Genomic DNA, 20,605 nt, shown 5'->3' with positions numbered 1-20,605 from the left:
GGACCCGTTCCGTCGTACGACGTGACGGACGAACAGCTCGCCGCCGAGCTGAAGAAGTCCGCCGGGAAGAGGCCCGTGCACCATCCGGTCGGCGAACTGCTCGGCCGGCACTGGGAAGCCGCCTACTCCTACGCCCGGCTGTGCACGGACGGAGCCCATCCCGCCGGAATGCTCACCACGGCGGCATTCACCCGGCTCTTCGAGGATTCCGCGCGCCAGGGCGGACCGACGGCCGCGTGGCGGCCCCAACTGCTCGTCGCGATAAGGCGCCTGGCGGCGGAGTGGGACGCCGACCACCGGCGCACGCTCCTGCACCCTGCCCTGCGCTCCGACCCCGGCAGCGGCGAGCGCGCCACGGCGCGGCTGCTGCCGCCCGAGAACCGGCGTTTGGTCTCCCGTGCCTTCCAGCGGCTCGCCGAGCCCGCCCGCTGTCTGCTGTGGCACGTCGAGGTCGAGCGCGAGGAACTCGCCGTACCCGCCGCCCTGCTCGGCATCGACACCGAGGACGCCGCGGTGAAGCTGGAGCGGGCCCGCGAACTGCTGCGCGAGGGCTGTCTGGACGTCCACCGCGCGTCCGCCCCCGACGAGGAGTGCCGCCGCTACGCGCGCCTGCTGGACGTCTCGCTGCGCCGGAGCGACAACGTGCTCGACCCCGATCTGTGCCTCCACATGGACGGCTGCGCGCACTGCCACAACGCCGCCGAGCAGTTGGAGGGCTTCCACGACCGGCTTCCGCTGCTGCTCGCCGAGGCCGTGCTCGGCTGGGGCGCCCAGGCCTACCTCGATACGAACGGCACCCGGACCAAGGAGGCCGGGGCACCGGCGGCGCCCCTGACCGTGCCCGCCGGAGGGGAGCCCCTGGTCGAACCGGCCGATGCGCCTCGATCCGAGGCCGTGGAGCCCCCGGCGCCCGCCGACCCGGCCGAACCGGTCGACGGTTCCCACGACTCCATGGCGACCGACGCACCCGGCGGCGGCCCCGGCCCTGTCACACGCGCCGGGTCGGTCGTTCCAGGGGCCCGCCCCCGCGCCGCGCACAAGGCCCGTCGGCGCCCGCCGCACCGCCGGCAGCTTGCCCTGGCCGTGGCGGCGGTCAGCGCGCTCGTCCTCATATCGCTCGCCGTGTGGTCCGGCACCCGGTCGGGCGGAAGCGCCACGACCAGCGCGGGCACGCCCTCCGGCGCGGGCACGCCCTCCGGTCCGCCCGGCCCGGGAGCGGCGAGCGGCTCCGGGTCGCCCTCGTGGGTCGGCGCTGCCGCCGACGTGCCCACCGGCGCATTCGAGGGCCGGCTGCGCTACCGGGACAGCGGCCTGTGCATTGGCCTCGACGCGAAGAACGCGGTCGTCGGCGCGGAGGCCGTACTCGTCTCCTGCGCCTCGTCCGTGACCCAGCAGTGGGCGTACCGGACCGACGGACTGCTGCGCAGTGTCGCCGCACCGGATCTGTGTCTCGACTCCCATCTCGGCTACTCGGTCCAACTGGCCGTGTGCGCGGGCCCGTCGGAGCCCGGGGCGAACAACGTCCGCTACGACTTCACCCGCCAAGGTGCGATCGTCCCGCGCTGGAACCAGGACCTGGCCCTCACACCCGCCTCGTCCGCGCAGGGCGCGGCACTCGTGCTCAAGCCGCGCACGCGGGACGACACCCGGCGCTGGGCCGCCGACACCTCCAACGCGCTGCGAATGCAGACCGTCGACTGGGGCACCGCGGCGGAGCCGACGGCCACGACGACCCGAAGCACGCAGCCCTCCCCGGCCGCCACGAGCACGCCGCGCCCGACCCCCGCCCCGTCGTACACCCCGGCGACGGACCGGCCCTCCTCCTTCCCGGCATCCGGCACCTGCCCGTCCTGCCCGCCGGGTGGCCAGGGCGGCGGATACGGGGCCTGGGGCGGACACGGAGGCGGGGGACCGCACGACGCCCGGAGAGGCGGGCGCTGACACCGGGTCGGCCAGGCCCCTGACGTCACTCCTCCAGCAGGCTCAGCTCCGCCCAGATAGTCTTGCCCTCGGCGGTGTGGCGGCTGCCCCAGCGCCGGGTGAGCTGGGCCACCAGGAGCAGACCGCGGCCGCCCTCGTCGTACGTCCTGGCCCGGCGCAGATGCGGAGCGGTGTGGCTGGCGTCGGAGACCTCGCAGATCAGAGTGGCCTGGTCGTGGATCAGCCGCAGCCGGATCGGCAGCTCGCCGTACCGGATGGCGTTGGTGACCAGCTCGCTCACCACCAGCTCGGCCGTGAACACGGCATCGCTGAGCCCCCATGTCTCCAGCTGGGCGACGACCTGCTTGCGGATCTCCGCGACCAGCGCCGGATCGGCGGCGACGGCCCAGGTCACGACCTGGGCGGCCGACAGCCCGTGCGTGCGGGCCAGCAGTAGTGCCACGTCGTCGGCGACGCCACCCGGGGGAAGCAGGGCGTGCAGGATGCGGTCGCAGGTCTCGTCCAGTGAGCCGGGGGCGGGCGCCGCGTCCGGGGGGCCGGCGAGGGCGTCGCACAACAGCTGGTGGCTGGTGTCTACATCGCGGTCCCGGCCGTCGATCAGCCCGTCGGTGTACAGGCCGAGGACCGTGCCCTCGGGCAGGTCGGTCTCGGCCGACTCGAAGGGCAGCCCGCCCAGCCCCAGCGGCGGTCCGCCGGGAAGCTTGATCTCTCGGGGCGGGCCGTCCGGCGGCACCATCACCGGCGGCGGATGGCCCGCCCGCGCGAGGGTGCAGCGGCGGGAGACCGGGTCGTACACCGCGTACAGACAGGTGGCGCCCACCTCTGCGGTCGCGCCGTCCTGCCCGGCCTCCCGGGAGAGGCTGATGACGAGATCGTCCAGATGGGTGAGCAGTTCCTCCGGCGCCAGATCGATGTCGGCGAGGGTCCGTACGGCGGTGCGCAGCCGGCCCATGGTCGCGGAGGCCCGGACCCCGTGGCCGACGACGTCGCCGACCACCATGGCGACCCGCAGCCCGGACAGCGGGATCACGTCGAACCAGTCTCCACCCACTCCGGCGCGGGCCGCGGGCAGATAGCGGGAGGCGGCCTCCAGCGCGGCGGTCCGCGGCAGGGTGCGTGGCAGCAGACTGCGCTGGAGGGCGAGCGCGGTCTCGCGCTCGCGGGAGAACCGGCGGGCGTTGTCGATGCAGACGGCGGCCCGGGCGGTGATCTCCTCCGCGAGCAGGACGTCGTCGGGGCTGAACGGGTCCGGCCGCCGGAACCGCCGCATCACGGCCACCCCGAATGTTCCGCCGCGGGCCTGGATCGGCACCGACATCGTGGAGTGCACACCGAGCTCACGGACCCGTTCGCCGCGGGCCGGCTGCGTGTCGAGCCACTCGCTGAGCGTGGTCGCGGTGTCCCCCGCGACCATCGTCCGCCCCGACAGCAGGGACTCCGCCTGCGGCGAGTGGCCGGGGTAGAGACCGACCTGGCCCGGCTCCATCAGTGCTTCGGGGCAGCCAGGGGTCACCGACTGATGGGCGGCGCGGCGCAGCATGATCGGCGGCCGGAGCGAGGACGGCGAGGGCTGGGTCCCGTCGGCCGGTGGATCGAGCAGATCGACGCTGACGAAGTCGCCCAGCGCGGGCACACACACATCGGCCAGCTCCTGCGCCGTACGGGTGACGTCGAGGGTGGTGCCGATGCGGACGCTCGCCTCGTTGACCAGCTGCAGCCGCTCCCGGGCCAGATACTGCTCGGTGAAGTCGTGCACGGTCATGCACACTCCGCGCACCCTGCCCCCGTCGTCCCTCAGCGGGGCGAACCGGGCCAGCCAGGCGTGCGCATGCCGCTCGCCACCGGCACGCAAATACACCTGCAGGTCTCGTCCTCGCCCGCTGACCAGCACCTCCTCGGCCAGGCGTTCCACTCTCTCGTTCTCGGGCTTGCCGCCGATCTCCGACAGCCGCAGCCCCCGTATGCGCTCCTCCGGCAGTCCGATCAGCGCGTGCATCGCCTCATTGACGCCGTACAGCCGCAGGTCCTCGTCGTAGACGGCGAGGGCGCAGGGGCAGTGTGTCAGCGCGGTCCTCATCAGCGGGTCGTCCTCGGAGCGCGGGCCATGCCCGCCCAGCGGGCTGACCACCAGCCAGTGGTGGCCGTGCCCGTGCCGCCGGTGGTGGGCCAGCAGCCACACGGGCACGGTCTGCCCGTCACGGTGGCGCAGCTGGACCGCGCCGCTCCAGCGCGCGCCGTCCGGTTCGGGCGCCGGCACGGGGCTGCCCGGGACGAGAAGCTCGACGACGGGGCGGCCCTCGGCCTCCCCGGGCGCGTAGCCGAGCAGCCGGCGGGCGTGGTCGTTCCACCGGACCAGCGTGCCGTTCTCGTCGACGACTGCCCGAGCGGTGGCGGCCTCGCCGGAGGGATGCACCGGGCCCATCGTCGCCACTCCCTTGCGCACACACTCAGTGAACAAGCGCGTCACTCGTGTTCCAGCCTAGTGCGTGGCCGGATTCCGTTCCCGGGCGGCCCGGGCCCGCCGATCCATACCGGACGCCACCCCCGGTGACCGGCCTCTTCGCGGCGCCATCGGTCATGACGACGAGTGCGCGGATGTGACGCCCGCGTCGGAAGCAATCAGAAGCAAGGGGACGGACTCTTGACGCAGGAGTGTGTCACGCCGTCAGAATCTGTTTGGTCACGATTAGTTGTGAGTACTTCTGGTCCCTGATGAGGGAGAGTCGCCATGACGGTCACTCGCAGATCGGTATTGATCGCCGGTACGGCAGCCCCGGCGGCCGGCGCACTGCTGGGCTCCGGGACCGACCCGGCGACAGCAGCCGCCCGTACACCGGGCCGACGGACCATCGCCCTGCGCGACGGCTGGCGGTTCGCACTCGTCAACCCCGGCGGCATCACCGACCCGAGCGGCGCGTACGCCGACGCCGCCGCCCCCGGCTACGACGACTCCACGTGGCGCGAGGTCGCCGTCCCGCACGACTGGAGCATCGAGCAGACGCCCACCACGGAGCACGGCACCACGAGCGGCACCGGCTTCTTCCCCGGCGGCCTCGGCTGGTACCGCCTGGCCTTCACCCTGCCGCCCGGCCTCGCCGGCAAGCGGATCTCGGTGGAGTTCGACGGCGTCTACATGGACTCGTACGTCTACTGCAACGGCACGCAGGTCGGTCGGCACCCCTATGGCTACACCGGCTTCGCCTTCGACCTCACCGGTCTGCTGCACACCGACGGCACCACCGGGAACATCCTCGCGGTGAAGGTCCAGAACCAGCTCCCCAGCAGCCGCTGGTACTCGGGCAGCGGCATCTATCGCGAGGCCCGCCTCGTCGTCACCGAACCCGTGCACGTCGCCCGTTGGGGCACGTACGTCACCACGCCGGACGTCACCGAGGCGCGCGCCGTCGTGCGGGTGCGGACCTCCGTGGTGAACGAGTCGGGCGCCAGGGCGGATGTGGAGGTCGCATCGAGGGTCGTCGACCCCCACGGCCGAACCGTCGCCCGTACGTCCTCCACGGTCAGCGTCACCGACAGCACGACGGAGACCCACGAACTCACCGTTCCACAGCCGCTGTTGTGGGACTTCGCGGCCCCGCACCGGTACACCCTGGAGACCGAGCTGAGCGTCGGCGGCACGCGCGCCGACACCTACCGCACCACCTTCGGCATCCGCTCCTACCGCTTCGACCCGGACGAGGGCTTCCACCTCAACGGCACCCACACCAAGATCAAGGGCGTCGACCTCCACCACGACCAGGGCGCGCTCGGCGCCGCGATCAGCATCGACGCCGTACGCCGGCAGATGACCATCATGAAGTCCATGGGCGTCAACGCCTTCCGCACCTCCCACAACCCGCCCTCGCCGCAGATGATCCAGGTCTGCGAGGAGATGGGCATCGTGATGATGGTGGAGGCCTTCGACTGCTGGCGCACCGGCAAGACGACCTACGACTACGGGCGGTTCTTCGACGAGTGGTGCGAGAAGGACGCCACCGAGATGGTGCTGGCGGCCCGCAACTCCCCGGCCGTGGTCCTGTGGTCCATCGGCAACGAGATCCCCGACTCCACGTCGACCGCCGGGCTCGCCATGGCCGACCGGATCATCGGCGCCATCAGGGCCGCCGACGACACACGCCCGCTCGTCATCGGCTCGGACAAGTACCGCCGCGTTCCGGCCAAGGGCTCGGCGGCCGACCTCATGCTCACCAAGCTCGACGGACTCGGACTCAACTACAACACCGCCAAGTCGGTGGACGCCCTGCACGCCGCCTACCCGCACCTGTTCCTCTTCGAGTCGGAGTCGTCGTCCGAGACGTCGACCCGGGGCACGTATCAGGAGCCGGAGCATCTGAACACCGGCGAGAACCACACACCGGGCAGGCGCGCGACCTCCTCGTACGACAACAACCTCGCCTCCTGGACGATGAGTGGCGAGTACGGGCACAAGAAGGACCGGGACCGTCAGTGGTTCGCCGGTCAGTTCCTGTGGTCCGGCATCGACTACATCGGGGAGCCCACCCCCTACGACGTCTTCCCGGTGAAGGCGTCCTTCTTCGGCGCGGTCGACACGGCCGGATTCGCCAAGGACATGTACCACCTCTTCAGAAGCCAGTGGACGAGCGAACCCATGGTCCATCTGCTCCCGATGAGCTGGAACCACGAGGTGGGGGACACGGTCGAGGTCTGGGCGTACGCGAACGTGGACAGCGTCGAGCTGTTCCTCAACGGGAAGTCCCTGGGGACGAGGACGTTCGACACCAAGAGGACCACGGACGGCCGGACGTACCTGGAGACCACCGAGGCGACCGGCGACGACAAGACGTTCACCGACGGCCGCTATCCCGGCAGCTACACCAGCCCGAACGGCAGCGCCGGCAAGCTCCACCTCACCTGGAAGGTGCCCTACGAGCCGGGCGAGTTGAAGGCGGTGGCACGACGCCACGGCAAGGCCGTCGCCACCGATGTCCTGCGGACCGCCGGGGCCGCCCATGCCCTTCGCCTCACGCCGGACCGGCCGGCCCTGGCCGCCGACGGCCGCTCGCTCGTGTTCGTGACCGCCGAGGTCGTCGACGCGCACGGCGTGGTGGTGCCCGGCGCCGAGGACCTGATCACCTTCGACGTGACGGGCGGCTCCCTCGCGGGGCTCGACACCGGGCGGCAGGAGAGCGCCGAGCGCTATCAGGCGACCACGCGAACCGCCTTCCACGGCAAGGCACTTGCGATCGTACGGTCGGGTGCCGGGGCGGGCACGCTGAAGGTCCGGGCTCGCGCCGAGGGGCTGCGCGCGGCGACCGCGACCGTACGCACCAGCCCCGCGCGGACGAAGGCGGCCACTCCCGCACCCGCGTTCCGGCCCGGCCACCCGGCGGCCCCCACCTACCCCTACGCGGACGCCAGTTACTCCGGGCGCCCCGACACACTCCCCGCCGCCATGCTCGACGGCGACCCGGCCACCGGATGGTCCAACGCCTTCCACAAGTCGGCCACCGCGCTGCTGCCCGCCTTCAGCGGTGCGCGGCCACAGGACTGGGTCGCGGTCACCTGGGCGCGGCCGCGGACCGTCCACCGCGTCGAGGTCTCCTTCACCGTCGACGCGATCCACAGCCTGCCCGCGTCGGTGGACGTCTCCGTCTGGGACGGTGCCGGGTACGTGCCCGTCAAGGGTGCGGCGGTGGACTGGGCCACGGCGTCGGACACGCCCACCGTGATCACCTTCGACGCGACCCGCGGCTCACGCGTCCGCCTCCGGCTCACCAGCGCCCACCCGGGCGCCGCCGGTGGCGCGGTACGCATCAGCCGACTGGAGATCCCGGCCGGCTGACGATCCCCGTGTCGTCCGGTTCTGCTCCCTCCGGTACCGCTCACACTCTCTTCTGACCAGGGCGTATTTACGGGTAAGTACCGGCAAGGTACGGTGAGGGGCATGCCAGCCCTCAATGTGGAGTTCAGTGATCGGGAGCTAGAGGACCTCCGGCAGATCGCCAAGGAACGAGGCACGTCGATGAAGGCCCTGGTGCGCGAGGCCGCCGCGGCCGACATCGCGCGGCACCGCGCGCTCCAGGAAGGCGCCGAGGCCTTCCGCCGGTTCTTCGCCGCGCACGCGGACGAGTTCGCGGCCGCCTTCCCCGAGGATGAACCGCCGGTCCAGGATGAGGAGCGGAGCGCCTGACCGATGGCCTCCGTCATTCATATCGATGTGCCCTGGCTGCTCCAGCGCCACGAAGAGGTCCTGCCCGACCAGCCCGTGATCAACGACTTCTCCGCGCTGGTCGCCGCCGTCGCCCGTCACCGCGTGGACCCGCCCCGCCTCGGTGTCGACTCCGACCCGGCCTGGCGGGCCACCGCCCTGCTGCACACGCTGGCGCTGCTCAAGCCACTGCCGTCGGCGAACGCGCGCTTCGCCTGCGCCACCGCGGTCGCTTACATGTTCGTCAGTGGTGTGGGCATCGACCCGCCGTACGGCGCCCTGGTCGACCTCGCCCGCGATCTGATCTCCGGCAAGACCGATGTCTACGGGGCCGCGGACCGTCTGAGGTCCTGGCAGATATGACCTGAACGGGGCGCCGGGCGGCCGATCCGCCGCCCCCGGGGGCCGCCGACCGAGGGCGGGAGGATCGGGTCGGCGGCCCGTTTCGCGCGGGAGCGGCCGTTCCGCGCGGGCCCCGAGGAGAAGGCCGCTTCCCAGTGGACCACGGAGTTCCGCGCGCCGGGAGTGTGCGCGCGGGACCGGTGTGCGCGCACGGTTCACACGGGGCGCAAGGAATGTTGAAAGCCGGTATGTGTGTGGGAAGTTGATGACGACAGCGGACTTCCCTTCGCATGAGGCCGATGTTGTCCAAGTGCCTTGTTGGGTGTCAGTGACATGTGCCAAGGTGACCTTCCCGCGCACGGGCAATGACCGACTCCCGAATGGCTGATCACCATTCCGGACCGTCGGCGCGCTCAAAGCGCCGGAAACTCCATGTGCCGCCTTGCGCCTTGGAAGGAAATCCGCTCAGTGCACACCCCCCACCCCCCGCGTCCGCCCTATCCCCCGCGTCCCGGCATCGCCCCCGGGGAACCCGACGAGAGCCTCGCCGGCCGGCTCAGAGGCCGGCCCGTCGGCGAGGTCACCCAGCCCGTCGCGCTGTTGATGGCGCGGCACTGGCAGGCCACGTACGACTACGCGGTCGTCTGCCTCGCCTCCTCGGCGAACATCGCCTCGATGGTCACCGCGACCGCCTTCCACCAGGTCCTCGGCGACCTCATACGCCCCGGCTCCGCCACGGCACTGCGACCGCGGCTTCTCGTGGCGGTGCGCGACACGGTCAGGGAGTGGTCCGCGGAGGACCGGATATCCGGCGTGCTCCCGGAGTTGAGGAAACCGGCGGGAGGCCGCGGTATGCGTGCGGCGAAGTCCCTGACGCCCGAAAGCCGGGCCCTCGCCGAACGCTCTTTCCATGCACTGCCCGGACTCGCCCGGTGTCTGCTCTGGCACACCGAGGTCGAGGCCGAACACATATCCGTTCCGGCCGTTCTGCTGGGCATGGACTCCGAGACGGCGGCGGCCGCACTGGAACAGGCGCGCGAACAATTCCGGGCAGGTTGTGTCCGCGCCCACCGGGAACTCGCCCCGACCGACGAATGCCGCTTCCACAACCGGCTCCTCGACGTCCCCATTCGCCGCGGCGGCGCCTTGCTGCCCGAAGTTCAGCAGCATCTCCTGGAGTGCCGCCACTGCCGATTCGCCGCCGAGCAGCTGAGCCATTTCGAAGGAGGACTCGGCGTACTGCTGGCCGAAGCGGTGCTCGGCTGGGGCGCCCGGCGCTATCTCGACTCCCGGCCGGGCCGCATCCCGTACTCCGCCCACACCCGGCGCGGCCCCACCGGCGGTGGACGCCACCGGCTGCTCCCCGCGATCCCGGCGCCGGGACGCCGGCTCCCGCCGGGGGAGTGGAACACCAAGGCACTGCTGACCGGCGTTGGCATCGTCACCACGGCCGTGCTCGCGACGCTCCTCGTCACCGGCCTGTGGTCGGACGACGGCGGTGCCCAGCCGGTCGCCTCCACCGGCGCGAGCGGTGCCCGTACGACACTCTCGCCGGGCTCCGGGTCCCAGGCACCGCCCGCCGCCGCCTCCCCGCGGCCCGCACAGCAGACCCGGCTGCGCAACGTCGCCGCCGGCCTCTGCCTCGACATCCGCGGCCCGGTGAAGTCCGGAGCGGGTACGCGGCTCACGCCGTGCTCGTCGGCTTGGACCCAGCAGTGGTCGTACGAGAGCGACGGACTGCTGCGCAGCGTCGCCGACCCGGGGTTGTGCCTCGACTCCCACGACACCGACGGAGTCGTCGAGCTCACCTGGTGCGTCGACGCGGGTCAGGCGCACGCCGACGACGTCCGCTACGACCTCACCGTGCAGGGCGAGTTGCTGCCACGGTGGAACGGCGGCCTCGCCGTCACCCCCGCGCCCGCCGACCCGGACGCCGAGATCGTCGTCAAGGTCCGCGACGGCTCCGACACCCAGCGCTGGGCGACGGAGGAGGAGTCGGCCGAAACCCAGTCGCTGTCGGTCGTCGGGACGAGCGAGCCCACGACCACCCCGGCCTCCTCACAGCCGCCGCCCACCGCCACCTCGCCCGCCGCTCCGGGGAGACAGCCGCCGGGCGGCCCACTGGCGCCCGCGCCGCCCCCGGCGGAGACCTACCAGGAGCGCCGCGCCATGAACGTCGGGGACGAGCCGCGCCATCCCGCCCCCACGCCCACCCTGCGACTCCCGATCCGGCTGCCGGACGCACTGCCCGTCATCCGGCTCTGAGGCACCGTCAGGAGACCACGTCGCGCGGCTTGTCGCCCGCCAGGAAGCCGGCCGCGTTGTCCACCGCCGCGAGGGCGATCCGCACCAGGGTCTCGCGGGTGACACCGGCGACGTGCGGTGACAGCACCACGTTCGGCGCCCTCAGCAGCCTGAGGGCCGGGGTGGGCGGTTCGGGGTCGAAGACATCGATCCCCGCCCCGGCCAGCGCCCCCCGCTCCAGCGCGTCCGCGAGGGCGTCCTGGTCGATCAGGGCGCCCCGGGCCGTGTTGATCACGAACGCGGTGGGCTTCAGGAGCGCGAGGCGCTCGGCGTCGAGCAGATGCCGGGTCGCGTCGGTGAGCGGCGCGTGCAACGACACGTAGTCGCAGGTGCGCAGCAGTTCGTCGAGTCCGACGTAGCGGGCCCCGCCCAGGCGAGCCTCCGTCCGCGCGTCCAGGCGCTCGGGACCTGCGTACAGGACGGTCATGTCGAAGGCGACCGCGCGGCGGGCGACCTCCTCGCCGATATGGCCGAGTCCGACGATGCCGAGGGTCTTGCCGGACAGTTCGGTGATGGACTGCTGCAGCCGCGGCAGCGCCCAGTCGGCGTCGACGAGCGCGGTGTGCGCGGGTACCAGCTGTTTGGCCAGGGCGAGCATGAGCGCGAAGGTCTGCTCGGCCACGTTCTGCTTCTCCGCGCCGCTGGAGCCGATGTTGCACACGGGTATGTTCCGGGCCCGGGCCGCGTCCAGGTCGACGTAGTCGAAGCCATGGCTCGCGCACTGGATCAGCTCCAACTCCGGTGCGGCGGCGATGTGTCCGGCGGTGACCGGGCCGAGCCCGGTGATGATGACGTGCGCCGCGCGCAGCGCCGCCGGGTCCTCGTCGGCCCGCTCGACCACGGTGACCTGGGCCAGCCCAGGGAAGGCGGTGGCGAGCGCGGCTCCCGCCCGGCGCCCACCGACGTGCGGCGCGATCACGGCCAGGACGTTCTTGGTGTCGGTCATACGGTCTCCTCGATCAGGTCGGCGGGGCCTACGGTGGCGGGGCGGGCGTGTCCGGCTAGGGCGAGGGTCAGGTCGAACTCGGCGAGCAGACAGCGGATGACGTGCTCGACGCCCGCCTGCCCGTCGAGCCCGAGCCCGTACGCGTACGGCCGCCCCACCAGCACCGCCCGTGCGCCCAGCGCGAGCGCCTTGAAGATGTCGTCGCCGGTGCGGATCCCGCTGTCGAACAGCACGGTGAGCCGGTCGCCCACCGCCTCGACCACCCGGGGCAGGGCGTCCGCGGCCGCCACGGAACCGGCCACCTGCCGGCCGCCGTGGTTGGAGACCACCACGCCGTCCATCCCCGCGTCGAGGGCCCGGCGGGCGTCGTCGGGATGCAGGATGCCCTTCACAACGATCGGCCCGTCCCAGTTCTCCCGCAGGAACGCCAGGTCCGGCCAGGTCTTGCCCGGGTCCGCGAACATGCCGACGAAGTGCAGCACCGCGGCGTCGGGATCCTCGTGCACCGGCTTCGCCAGGCCCGCCCGGAACGCCGGGTCGGAGAAGTAGTTGGCGGTGCCCACCCCGTGCAGGAAGGGCAGATACGCCTGGTCGAGGTCGCGGGGCCGCCAGGCCAGCAGCGGTGTGTCGAGCGTGACGAACAGGGCCGTGAACCCGACCGACTTGGCTCGGGTCAGGAAGCTGCGGGTGACCTCGCGGTCCTTCGCCCAGTACAGCTGGAACCAGCGTTCCCCGTCGCCCGACGCCTCCGCCACCTGCTCCATCGGCGTGCTGGAGGCCGAGGACAGGATGTACGGCACACCCTGCGCCGCGGCGGCCCGTGCCGCCGCCGGCTCCGCGTCCGGGTGCATGATCGACAGGACCCCGACCGGCGCCAGGGCGACGGGCGCCGGCAGCCGACGCCCCAGCACCTCCACGGACAGGTCGCGTTCGTGCACGTCCCGCAGCATGCGCGGCACGATGCGGCGCCGCTCCAGCGCGGCACGGTTCGCCCGGGAAGTGCTGCCGTTGCCGGCGCTGCCCGCCACATAACCGACCGGGCCGGGCCCGAGCCGCCGCTCGGCGAGCTCCTCCAGCCGCGTCGGATCGGTGGGCAGCCGCGGTACGGCGCCCGTCATGCCGTTCAGATAGATCTCGTACTGGAAGTCCGCCCAGTGCTTCGCCATCCCGTACGTCCCGCCTCTCGTCCCTGAGACCGCGCTGTACGCCGACGATCCTGGCGACCGTGACAAGAACCGTCCACCGTGGTGCGCACATCGCGCGGCTGGAATCATCACTCTGTGACAAACCAGCCATCGCGGTTCCGGGTCCGGGACCGGGTCCGGGACGAGATCGTCGCCGACCAACGGGTCGTGGAGGCGGTCGTCGCCGCCGTCCACGAACAGGTGCCGGTGTACGCGGCGCTCGACGACAGCCGGCTGCCGGAGGTACGGGCCATCGCCGCGTGGGGCGTGGACCGGCTGCTGCACCTGTGGGCCACCGACGGCACGCTGGGCCCCGCCGATCTGCGCCGGTTCCGTGGCATCGCGGCCGCCCGCGCGGCCGACGGCAGGCCCGTGCAGGCGGTACTGCGCGCCTACCGCGTGGCCGCGACCGTCCTCACCGACGAGGTCGCCGCCCGCGCGCCCGGCCTCACGGCGGCGGACGGCTTCGCCCTGGCCCGGGCCCTGCTGACGGCGCTGGACACCCTGTCGGAGGAGATGGCCATGGCGTACGCGTCGACCACCGAGGACCTGGTGGGGGACCGCGACCGGGCGCTGCGGCTGCTGCTCGACGACCTGATCGCCGGCCGGCACGCCTCGGTGGGCGCGCTGACGGACCGCTCGGCCCGGCTGGGCGTCCATCTCCCCGACCCCTACTGCCTGTTGGTCGCCGAGCCGATGACCGGGGGCGGCCCCGACATCTCGTACGAGGCCGCCGCCGGACTCCTCGACGCGCTCGGCGACGCGGGTACGTCACTGTCGACCGTGCGCGGCTCCCGCGCCGTCCTGCTGGCCCCGGCGACGGCGGTCGACCGCGCGGCGCCCCTCCTCGACGAGCGGGCCTGGCGGGGCTGCGCGATCACCCGGGAGGGGCTGGACCGGATCGCCGTGGCCCACCGGCTCGCCGCGGACGCCCTCGACACGGCGCCCGCCCACGCCCACCGGCCCGGTCGCATACTCACGGACGCGGACGCGCACGTGCTGGCTCTCCTCGGGGGGCATCCGGCCGCCGCCGCGGACCATATCGCCCGCCTCGTCCTCGGCCCGCTGACCGACCCGGAGCAGCGGCATCTGCTGGAGGCGCTGACCGCGTACGTCGACGCGGGCTCGGCGAACGCCGCCGCCCGCGCACTCCATCTGCACCCGCAGTCGCTGCGCTACCGCCTGCGCCGCATCCACGCTCTGACGTCCCGCGACCCGCGCGACCCATGGCAGCGCCTGACGCTGGACATCGCGCGCACGATCAGGGCCTGAGCCTCCGGGGTAGAGTGAAACCGTTGCAATTCCGGCATAACCATCCCCACCCGGTGCGAGGTGGCCTGTGGGGGCCGCGGGCCGCAAGGAGCCAGGCATGATCCATTCAGCCGATATCCGCGAGTGGCGCAACCGCGACGTGATCGATCCCAAGGGACGCAAGATCGGGTCCTTGGAGGCGGTGTACGTGGACACCGCGACCGACGCACCCGCCATGGCCACGGTTCGGACCGGACTGCCCACCCGGCAGCGGCTGGTCTTCGTCCCTCTCGACGAGGCCACCCTGGGACCGGGTTACGTCAAGGTGGCGTACGAGAGGGGGCTGGTGAGGAAGGCCCCCTCCATCGGGCTCGACGACGTCCTGCCGGTCGAGCGTGAACAAGAGGTCTTCAAGCACTACGCCAGGAGCTACGAGCCCGGCGCCGACCACGGACGCCGCCTCGCACGCGGCTGACCGGCTCGCCGATCACCTCGCACGCTCATCACCCGCAGCACCTGAGGATGTGTTCGTCCATGGCGCTCTTCCTGTTCCTGATCCTGGCCGCGATCGTCCTGGGACTGATCGGCGTGGTGGCCAAGGGGCTGTTCTACCTCCTGGTCATCGGCGTCGTGGTCCTGGTGGTCGACCTGATCCTGGTCGGCGCGCGCTGGTCCCGGCGCTCGCGTCGCCACCCCGTCCGGTGAGGCCGCCGAGCCCCGACGCCGCGGAGATCCGTCAGACGGGCCCACCTAGCGCGTCGCACCGCCGACGCGGGCCACCGCACGGACCGGGGCGCCGTCCGCGCCGGGCAGGTGCAGGGGGAACAGGAACACCTCCACCGGGCGGCCGGCCAGCTGGGCCGCGAGGACGCGGTCGAGGCCCGTGAGGTTCTCGGCGATCACACCGCCCGTGCCGCACAGCACACGATGGGCGGGCAGGTCGGGATCGCCGGTCGGATCCACGCTCAACGCGTCGACACCGATCGTGCGGACGCTCGCGTTCACGATCGCCTGCACGGCCTCCGGCGTCAGCCAGGGATGGGCCGGATAGGCGTCGGTGCCCCAGTACGCCGACCAGCCCGTGGCCACCAGCAGGATCGCGCCCGGCTGCAGCCGCAGCAGGCTCAGGGCGGGCGCGAGCAGATCGGGCGTGATGGGCGTCCGAGGCGCCAGGCCCCGTACGTCCGCCACCACCGCCGGGCCCGCGAACCGCTCCAGCGGCAGCGCGTCCAGTGCGGGCCACGCCGAGTTCACGTGGTACGGCGCGTCCAGGTGCGTCCCGGACTGCGAACCCATGTGCAACGCCAGGACGTTGACCCCGTCCGTGGCCACCCGCAGCGCCCGCTCCACCTCGACCTGCGGGTCACCGGGATACACAGGCATCCCGGTGACCACGGGCACCGACAGGTCGAGCCAGGAGTCCATCAGCCGCCCTCGACCGCGAGCGCCGTGGGGGTGTCCTCCGGCCGGGCGCCCGGCCTGGTGATCGGCGGCACCGGCGCCTCGACGGTGCGGGCCAGCCGCGCGCCCTGTGGACCGTACGCCGCGCGGGGCTCCGGGAAGAGCCGCAGCAGCGCCAGGAAGAGGACCGCGGCGACGGCCAGCGACAGCGGCAGGCTGACGTCGACGCCGTTGGCCAGATTGCCCAGCGGGCCGACGAACTGGCCGGGGATGTCGGTGAACAGCACGCCGATCACCGCCGACACCCACCAGGCGGTCATGCCCCGCCAGTTCCAGCCGTGCGCGAACCAGTAACGGCCGCCGCGCTGACGGCGGTTGAAGACCTGGAGCGCGTCCGGGTCGTACCAGCCGCGCCGGGTGTAGAAGCCGAGCATCATCACGACCATCCACGGAGTGGTACAGGTGACGATCATCGTGGCAAAGGTGGAGATCGACTGCACCAGGTTCAGCCCAAAACGGCCGATGAAGATGAACGCGATCGACAGGACGCCGACCACCAGCGTCGCCTGCACCCGCGACAGCCGGGGGAACACCGAGGAGAAGTCCAGGCCGGTCCCGTACAGCGACGTCGTACCCGTCGACATGCCGCCGATCAGGGCGAGCAGGCACACCGGCAGGAAGAACCAGGTCGGGGAGATGGCGAGCAGACCGCCGACGAAGTCGGGGGCCGCCGGATCGACGTACTTCGGCGCCTGCTTGGCGATGATGCTCGCCGTGGCGAGGCCGAACACGAACGGCAGCAGCGTCGCGATCTGCGACAGGAACGCGGCCCCGACCACCTTGCGGCGTGGTGCGTCCGCGGGGATGTAGCGCGACCAGTCGCCGAGGAACGCGCCGAACGACACCGGGTTCGACAGCACGATCAGCGCCGCGCCGATGAACGACGGCCAGAACAGCGCCTTCGTCGCGGAATCGGCCGAGGCGGTGAACACACCCGCGTACGACGGGTCGAAGTCCCCGGCGAAGGCGATCGCGCCGAGCAGGAACAGCACGGTCGCCGACGTCACCGCGATCTTGTTGACGAACAGCATGAACCGGAAGCCGTACACGCACACCGCGAGCACGAGGCCCGCGAACAGCGCGTACGCCACGACGTACGACCAGGTGCCGCGCTCCAGACCGAACAGCCGGTGCGCGCCGCCGACCAGGGCGTCGCCGGAGCTCCACACCGAGATCGAGAAGAAGGCGATGGCCGTGAGCAGGGACAGGAACGAGCCGACCACACGGCCGTGCACACCGAGGTGGGCGGAGGAGGAGACCGCGTTGTTCGTGCCGTTGACCGGGCCGAACACCGCCATCGGGCACAGGATCAGCGCGCCCGCGACCACGCCGAGGAGGGTCGCCGCGAGACCTTGCCAGAAGGAGAGGCCGAACAGGATCGGGAAGGCGCCCAGGACACAGGTGGAGAAGGTGTTCGCGCCCCCGAAGGCGACCCGGAACAGATCGAGCGGGGTCGCGGTGCGGTCCGCGTCGGGGATGCGGTCGACGCCGTGGGTCTCGACCTCGGTGAGGGACGGGGGCGCGGCGGCGGGCGAGGTGTCGGTGTTCTCGGACAACGGTGCTCCTGCGAGGGACGGGCGGCGGAGCGCGTTCATGGCGCGGCGGGCCGGACGGCGCCGGCCACCGCAGGGGTGCGCGGTGTGCGAGGAGATACCGTCCGCACGGGGTCTGCCGACGCTAAGGCCCGCCGCACCTCCCTGACCAGAGGACGCTTCCTCCATCCTTCGGCTGCTGGGTGGAGGAATCATCCAATGCGGCGTGGCGGGGCGCCCGGTGCGGCCGGCGCGTTGCGCCACCGGCCGTGCTCCAGCAGCCTTGACAGGGGGGCACTGATGTCCCGGTCCTTCTGAAACGGACCCTCGGACGAGAACCACAACGAGGGACGACGAGGAGGCAGAGCCCCATGGCACGTCCGGTCGGCATCGACCTCGGGACCACGAACTCGGTGGTGTCGGTCCTCGAAGGCGGGGAGCCCACCGTCATCACCAACACCGAAGGCGCCCGGACCACGCCATCGGTCGTCGCCTTCGCCAAGAACGGCGAGGTGCTGGTCGGTGAGGTCGCCAAGCGGCAGGCGGTGACCAACGTCGAGCGCACCGCACGCTCGGTCAAGCGTCACATGGGCGAACAGCCCTGGCGCTTCCCGGACGGCGGCACCATCGACGGCAGGAAGTACACCGCACAGGAGATCTCCGCACGCGTGCTGCAGAAGCTGAAGCGGGACGCGGAGTCCTACCTGGGCGAGGACGTCACCGACGCGGTGATCACCGTGCCCGCGTACTTCGACGACGCCCAGCGTCAGGCCACCAAGGAGGCCGGGGAGATCGCCGGCCTGAACGTCCTGCGGATCATCAACGAGCCGACGGCGGCCGCGCTGGCGTACGGGCTCGACAAGGAGAGCGACCAGACGGTCCTCGTCTTCGACCTCGGCGGCGGCACCTTCGACGTGTCGCTGCTGGAGATGGGCGAGGGCGTCATCGAGGTCAAGGCCACCAACGGCGACACCCACCTCGGCGGCGACGACTGGGACCAGCGGCTCGTCGACCATCTGGTCAAGCGGTTCAACAACGCGTACGGCATCGATCTGGCCAAGGACAAGATGGCGACGCAGCGGCTGCGCGAAGCCGCCGAGAAGGCCAAGATCGAGCTGTCGAGTTCGTCCGAGACGACCATCAACCTGCCCTATGTCACGGCCTCTCCGGAGGGACCGCTGCACCTCGACGAGAAGCTGACGCGCGCCCAGTTCCAGCAGCTGACGGCCGACCTGCTGGAGCGCTGCAGGACGCCGTTCCACCAGGCGATCAAGGACGCCGGGATCAAGATGTCCGACATCCGTCACGTGATCCTGGTGGGCGGTTCGACGCGCATGCCCGCGGTGACGGACCTGGTGCGGGAACTCACCGGCAAGGAGCCGCACAAGGGCGTCAACCCGGACGAGGTCGTGGCCGTCGGCGCCTCGCTCCAGGCCGGTGTCCTCAAGGGTGAGGTCAAGGACGTCCTGCTCCTCGACGTGACCCCGCTGTCCCTCGGCATCGAGACCAAGGGCGGCATCATGACCAAGCTCATCGAGCGCAACACCACGATCCCGACCAAGCGCTCGGAGATCTTCACCACGGCCGAGGACAACCAGCCGTCGGTGCAGATCCAGGTCTACCAGGGCGAGCGTGAGATCGCGGCGTACAACAAGAAGCTCGGCATGTTCGAGCTGACCGGTCTGCCGCCGGCGCCCCGTGGCGTCCCGCAGATCGAGGTGTCCTTCGACATCGACGCCAACGGCATCATGCATGTCACGGCGAAGGACCTCGGCACCGGCAAGGAGCAGAAGATGACCGTCACCGGCGGTTCCGCCCTGCCGAAGGACGACATCGACCGCATGGTGCGCGAGGCCGAGCAGCACGCCGAGGAGGACCGTGAGCGGCGCGAGGCGGCCGAGACCCGCAACCAGGCCGAACAGCTGGTCCACCAGACCGAGCGGCTCATCAGGGACAACGGCGACAGGATTCCGGGCGATCTGCGGAGCGAGACGGAGAGCGCCATCGCCGAGCTGAAGGAGGCGCTGGGGAGCGAGGACACCGCGGAGATCCGGCGGGCCACGGACAAGGCGTCCGCCGTGGCGCAGAAGATCGGCAGCGCCCTGTACGAGCGGGCGCGCACCGAGGGCGGCACGGCGTCGGAGCGGGGCGCGGCGAGCGGCGGTGGCCGGGCCGACGACGAGGTGGTGGACGCCGAGATCGTGGATGACGACGGCACGTCACAGGCGGGCCGGCCATGAACCGGAGCGGCCCGCCGCTGTGCACGGAGTTGCGGCGACTGCTCGACGAGCGCACCGCCGACCTGCAGCGGGTGAAGGCCGAATACGACAATTACCGCAGGCAGGTGCGGCGCGACCGCATGGCGGTGCGTGAGGTCGCCGCGGAGAACGTCCTGCGCGCGCTGCTGCCCGTACTCGACGCCCTGGAGGGGGCACGTCGGCAGGAGGCCATGACTGCCGGCCTCCAGGCCGTCGCCGACGTCCTGGAGGCCCAGTTGGGCTCCGTCGGACTGGAGCCGTTCGGGGAGGAGGGCGAGCCCTTCGATCCCCTGTGGCACGAGGCGGTGACGCATGTCGTCGTTCCCGACGCCGATCGTCTGACCTGCAGTGAGATCCTCCACCGTGGTTACCGGGTGGGGGACCGGCTGCTGCGCGCCGCACGCGTCACGGTCGCCGGCCCGCCCCCCGACCTGCGGCCCTGACGCGCTCACTCCTCGTGGGAGGCTGTGTCCCGCGGCTCGGCGTCCGGTCCCTGGGCCCGCACCCGCTGCACGTGCTCCAGAGACTCGCGCAGCTCGGTGAGCCAGTCGTCGGTGTGCTTCTGCACCAGGCGTACGCACCACGCCAGTGCGTCGCTGCGGCTGCGGGCCACGCCGGCGGCGATGAGCGTGTCGAGGACCTGACGCTCCGGCTGGCGCAGCCTGGTCATCACCGGCGCCGCGACGTGCGTGAACAGGGCACGCTCGCCACCGCACTCCACGCCCCAGGAGACCTTCCTGCCGAACCGGTGCTCGGCCTCGCGCGCCACCGCGACCCGGTCCTCGCGGGTGCGCTCGCGGAACTCCTGCACACGGGCCGTGCGGGCGGCCTCCCTCTCGGCGGCCGAGGAGCCCTCGGCGAGCCGCGGCTCGGGGATGCGGCCGACGACGGTGATCTCCTCCCGGTCGACCGTGACCTCCACCAAGCTCTCGAACAGATCGTCGGGCAGGCGGCCGGCGAACCAGCCACGCAGCTTCTCACGTTGCTCTGCGGTAATCATGTAATCACGATTACTCCGCCGAGGGTCAAAGGCAAGGGGCGCCCCGGGGCGTTTTCCGTGAGCTGAAGACAGCGCTTGCGGGAGCAGGTAAGCGGAATGTTTCAGGCCTATTGCCAAAGCGTGCGAATCAAGCCAGGGGGTTGCCCCGAGCGACCGACGGCCGTGTGGTTACGGGGCCCACGCGTTCGAATTCTGTTAC

General features: G+C 71.8%; 16 protein-coding genes. 10 read left to right on the top strand and 6 right to left on the bottom strand.

Annotated elements, in window-relative coordinates; genetic code table 11:
* Positions 1 to 21: 21 nt before the first annotated feature.
* A complete protein-coding gene (locus tag ASC56_RS10470; RefSeq protein WP_234376914.1) occupies positions 22 to 1,941 on the top strand; it encodes a ricin-type beta-trefoil lectin domain protein in 1,920 nt (639 codons plus the stop codon).
* 25 nt (positions 1,942 to 1,966) lie between these two features.
* Here the strand turns inward: ASC56_RS10470 and ASC56_RS10465 are convergent, their stop codons facing one another.
* A complete protein-coding gene (locus ASC56_RS10465; RefSeq protein ID WP_055490976.1) occupies positions 1,967 to 4,363 on the bottom strand; it encodes a SpoIIE family protein phosphatase in 2,397 nt (798 codons plus the stop codon).
* A 306-nt stretch (positions 4,364 to 4,669) separates the two neighbouring features.
* Between ASC56_RS10465 and ASC56_RS10460 the strand changes: the two genes are divergently transcribed.
* The 4 genes from ASC56_RS10460 to ASC56_RS10445 all read left to right on the top strand — a co-directional run bounded on the left by ASC56_RS10460 (position 4,670) and on the right by ASC56_RS10445 (position 10,735).
* A complete protein-coding gene (locus tag ASC56_RS10460) occupies positions 4,670 to 7,762 on the top strand; it encodes a glycoside hydrolase family 2 TIM barrel-domain containing protein (RefSeq protein WP_055490975.1) in 3,093 nt (1,030 codons plus the stop codon).
* Between the two features lie 102 nt (positions 7,763 to 7,864).
* A complete protein-coding gene (locus ASC56_RS10455) occupies positions 7,865 to 8,110 on the top strand; it encodes a hypothetical protein (RefSeq protein ID WP_055490974.1) in 246 nt (81 codons plus the stop codon).
* A 3-nt stretch (positions 8,111 to 8,113) separates the two neighbouring features.
* Positions 8,114 to 8,491, top strand: coding sequence for a hypothetical protein (locus ASC56_RS10450; RefSeq protein ID WP_055490973.1), 378 nt, complete (start codon positions 8,114 to 8,116; stop codon positions 8,489 to 8,491).
* A 447-nt stretch (positions 8,492 to 8,938) separates the two neighbouring features.
* Complete coding sequence (locus tag ASC56_RS10445; RefSeq protein WP_063784948.1) at positions 8,939 to 10,735, top strand: RICIN domain-containing protein; 1,797 nt, start codon at positions 8,939 to 8,941, stop codon at positions 10,733 to 10,735.
* Positions 10,736 to 10,742: 7 nt separating this feature from the next.
* Here the strand turns inward: ASC56_RS10445 and ASC56_RS10440 are convergent, their stop codons facing one another.
* Positions 10,743 to 11,720 carry a 2-hydroxyacid dehydrogenase gene (locus tag ASC56_RS10440; protein WP_055490972.1) on the bottom strand — a complete coding sequence of 326 codons (978 nt, stop codon included), beginning with the start codon at positions 11,718 to 11,720 and terminating at the stop codon, positions 10,743 to 10,745.
* A complete protein-coding gene (locus ASC56_RS10435; RefSeq protein WP_055490971.1) occupies positions 11,717 to 12,886 on the bottom strand; it encodes a lactate 2-monooxygenase in 1,170 nt (389 codons plus the stop codon). The genes ASC56_RS10440 and ASC56_RS10435 overlap by 4 nt, the downstream gene beginning before the upstream one ends.
* 114 nt (positions 12,887 to 13,000) lie before the next feature.
* Between ASC56_RS10435 and ASC56_RS10430 the strand changes: the two genes are divergently transcribed.
* The 3 genes from ASC56_RS10430 (at position 13,001) to ASC56_RS41150 (ending at position 14,860) form a co-directional block, all read left to right on the top strand.
* A complete protein-coding gene (locus ASC56_RS10430) occupies positions 13,001 to 14,176 on the top strand; it encodes a CdaR family transcriptional regulator (protein WP_055490970.1) in 1,176 nt (391 codons plus the stop codon).
* A 97-nt stretch (positions 14,177 to 14,273) separates the two neighbouring features.
* A complete protein-coding gene (locus ASC56_RS10425) occupies positions 14,274 to 14,630 on the top strand; it encodes a PRC-barrel domain-containing protein (RefSeq protein WP_055490969.1) in 357 nt (118 codons plus the stop codon).
* A 59-nt stretch (positions 14,631 to 14,689) separates the two neighbouring features.
* A complete protein-coding gene (locus tag ASC56_RS41150) occupies positions 14,690 to 14,860 on the top strand; it encodes a hypothetical protein (RefSeq protein WP_199835956.1) in 171 nt (56 codons plus the stop codon).
* 45 nt (positions 14,861 to 14,905) lie between these two features.
* On the opposite strand, the gene ASC56_RS10420 is transcribed toward ASC56_RS41150, so the two are convergent.
* A complete protein-coding gene (locus ASC56_RS10420) occupies positions 14,906 to 15,580 on the bottom strand; it encodes a cyclase family protein (RefSeq protein WP_055490968.1) in 675 nt (224 codons plus the stop codon).
* The gene (locus tag ASC56_RS10415) at positions 15,580 to 17,172 is read right to left on the bottom strand and encodes a cytosine permease (RefSeq protein ID WP_107309222.1); all 1,593 of its coding nucleotides are present in this window, start codon (positions 17,170 to 17,172) and stop codon (positions 15,580 to 15,582) included. The genes ASC56_RS10420 and ASC56_RS10415 overlap by 1 nt, the downstream gene beginning before the upstream one ends.
* A gap of 347 nt (positions 17,173 to 17,519) precedes the next feature.
* On the opposite strand from ASC56_RS10415, the gene dnaK reads away from it, so the two are divergent.
* Positions 17,520 to 19,388, top strand: a complete 1,869-nt coding sequence (dnaK, locus tag ASC56_RS10410; RefSeq protein WP_055490966.1) for a molecular chaperone DnaK — start codon at positions 17,520 to 17,522, stop codon at positions 19,386 to 19,388.
* Positions 19,385 to 19,849 (top strand): nucleotide exchange factor GrpE, encoded by a 465-nt coding sequence (grpE, locus tag ASC56_RS10405; RefSeq protein ID WP_055490965.1) that lies wholly within the window; start codon positions 19,385 to 19,387, stop codon positions 19,847 to 19,849. The genes dnaK and grpE overlap by 4 nt, the downstream gene beginning before the upstream one ends.
* Positions 19,850 to 19,854: 5 nt before the next feature.
* On the opposite strand, the gene ASC56_RS10400 is transcribed toward grpE, so the two are convergent.
* Positions 19,855 to 20,406, bottom strand: coding sequence for a hypothetical protein (locus ASC56_RS10400; protein WP_055490964.1), 552 nt, complete (start codon positions 20,404 to 20,406; stop codon positions 19,855 to 19,857).
* Positions 20,407 to 20,605: the final 199 nt, after the last annotated feature.

This window comes from Streptomyces sp. TP-A0356 (assembly GCF_001417775.1).
Classification (GTDB): Bacteria; Actinomycetota; Actinomycetes; order Streptomycetales; family Streptomycetaceae; genus Streptomyces.
Note: the sequence above shows the minus strand (reverse complement) of the source record. Positions and strands in the feature narration are given on the sequence as shown.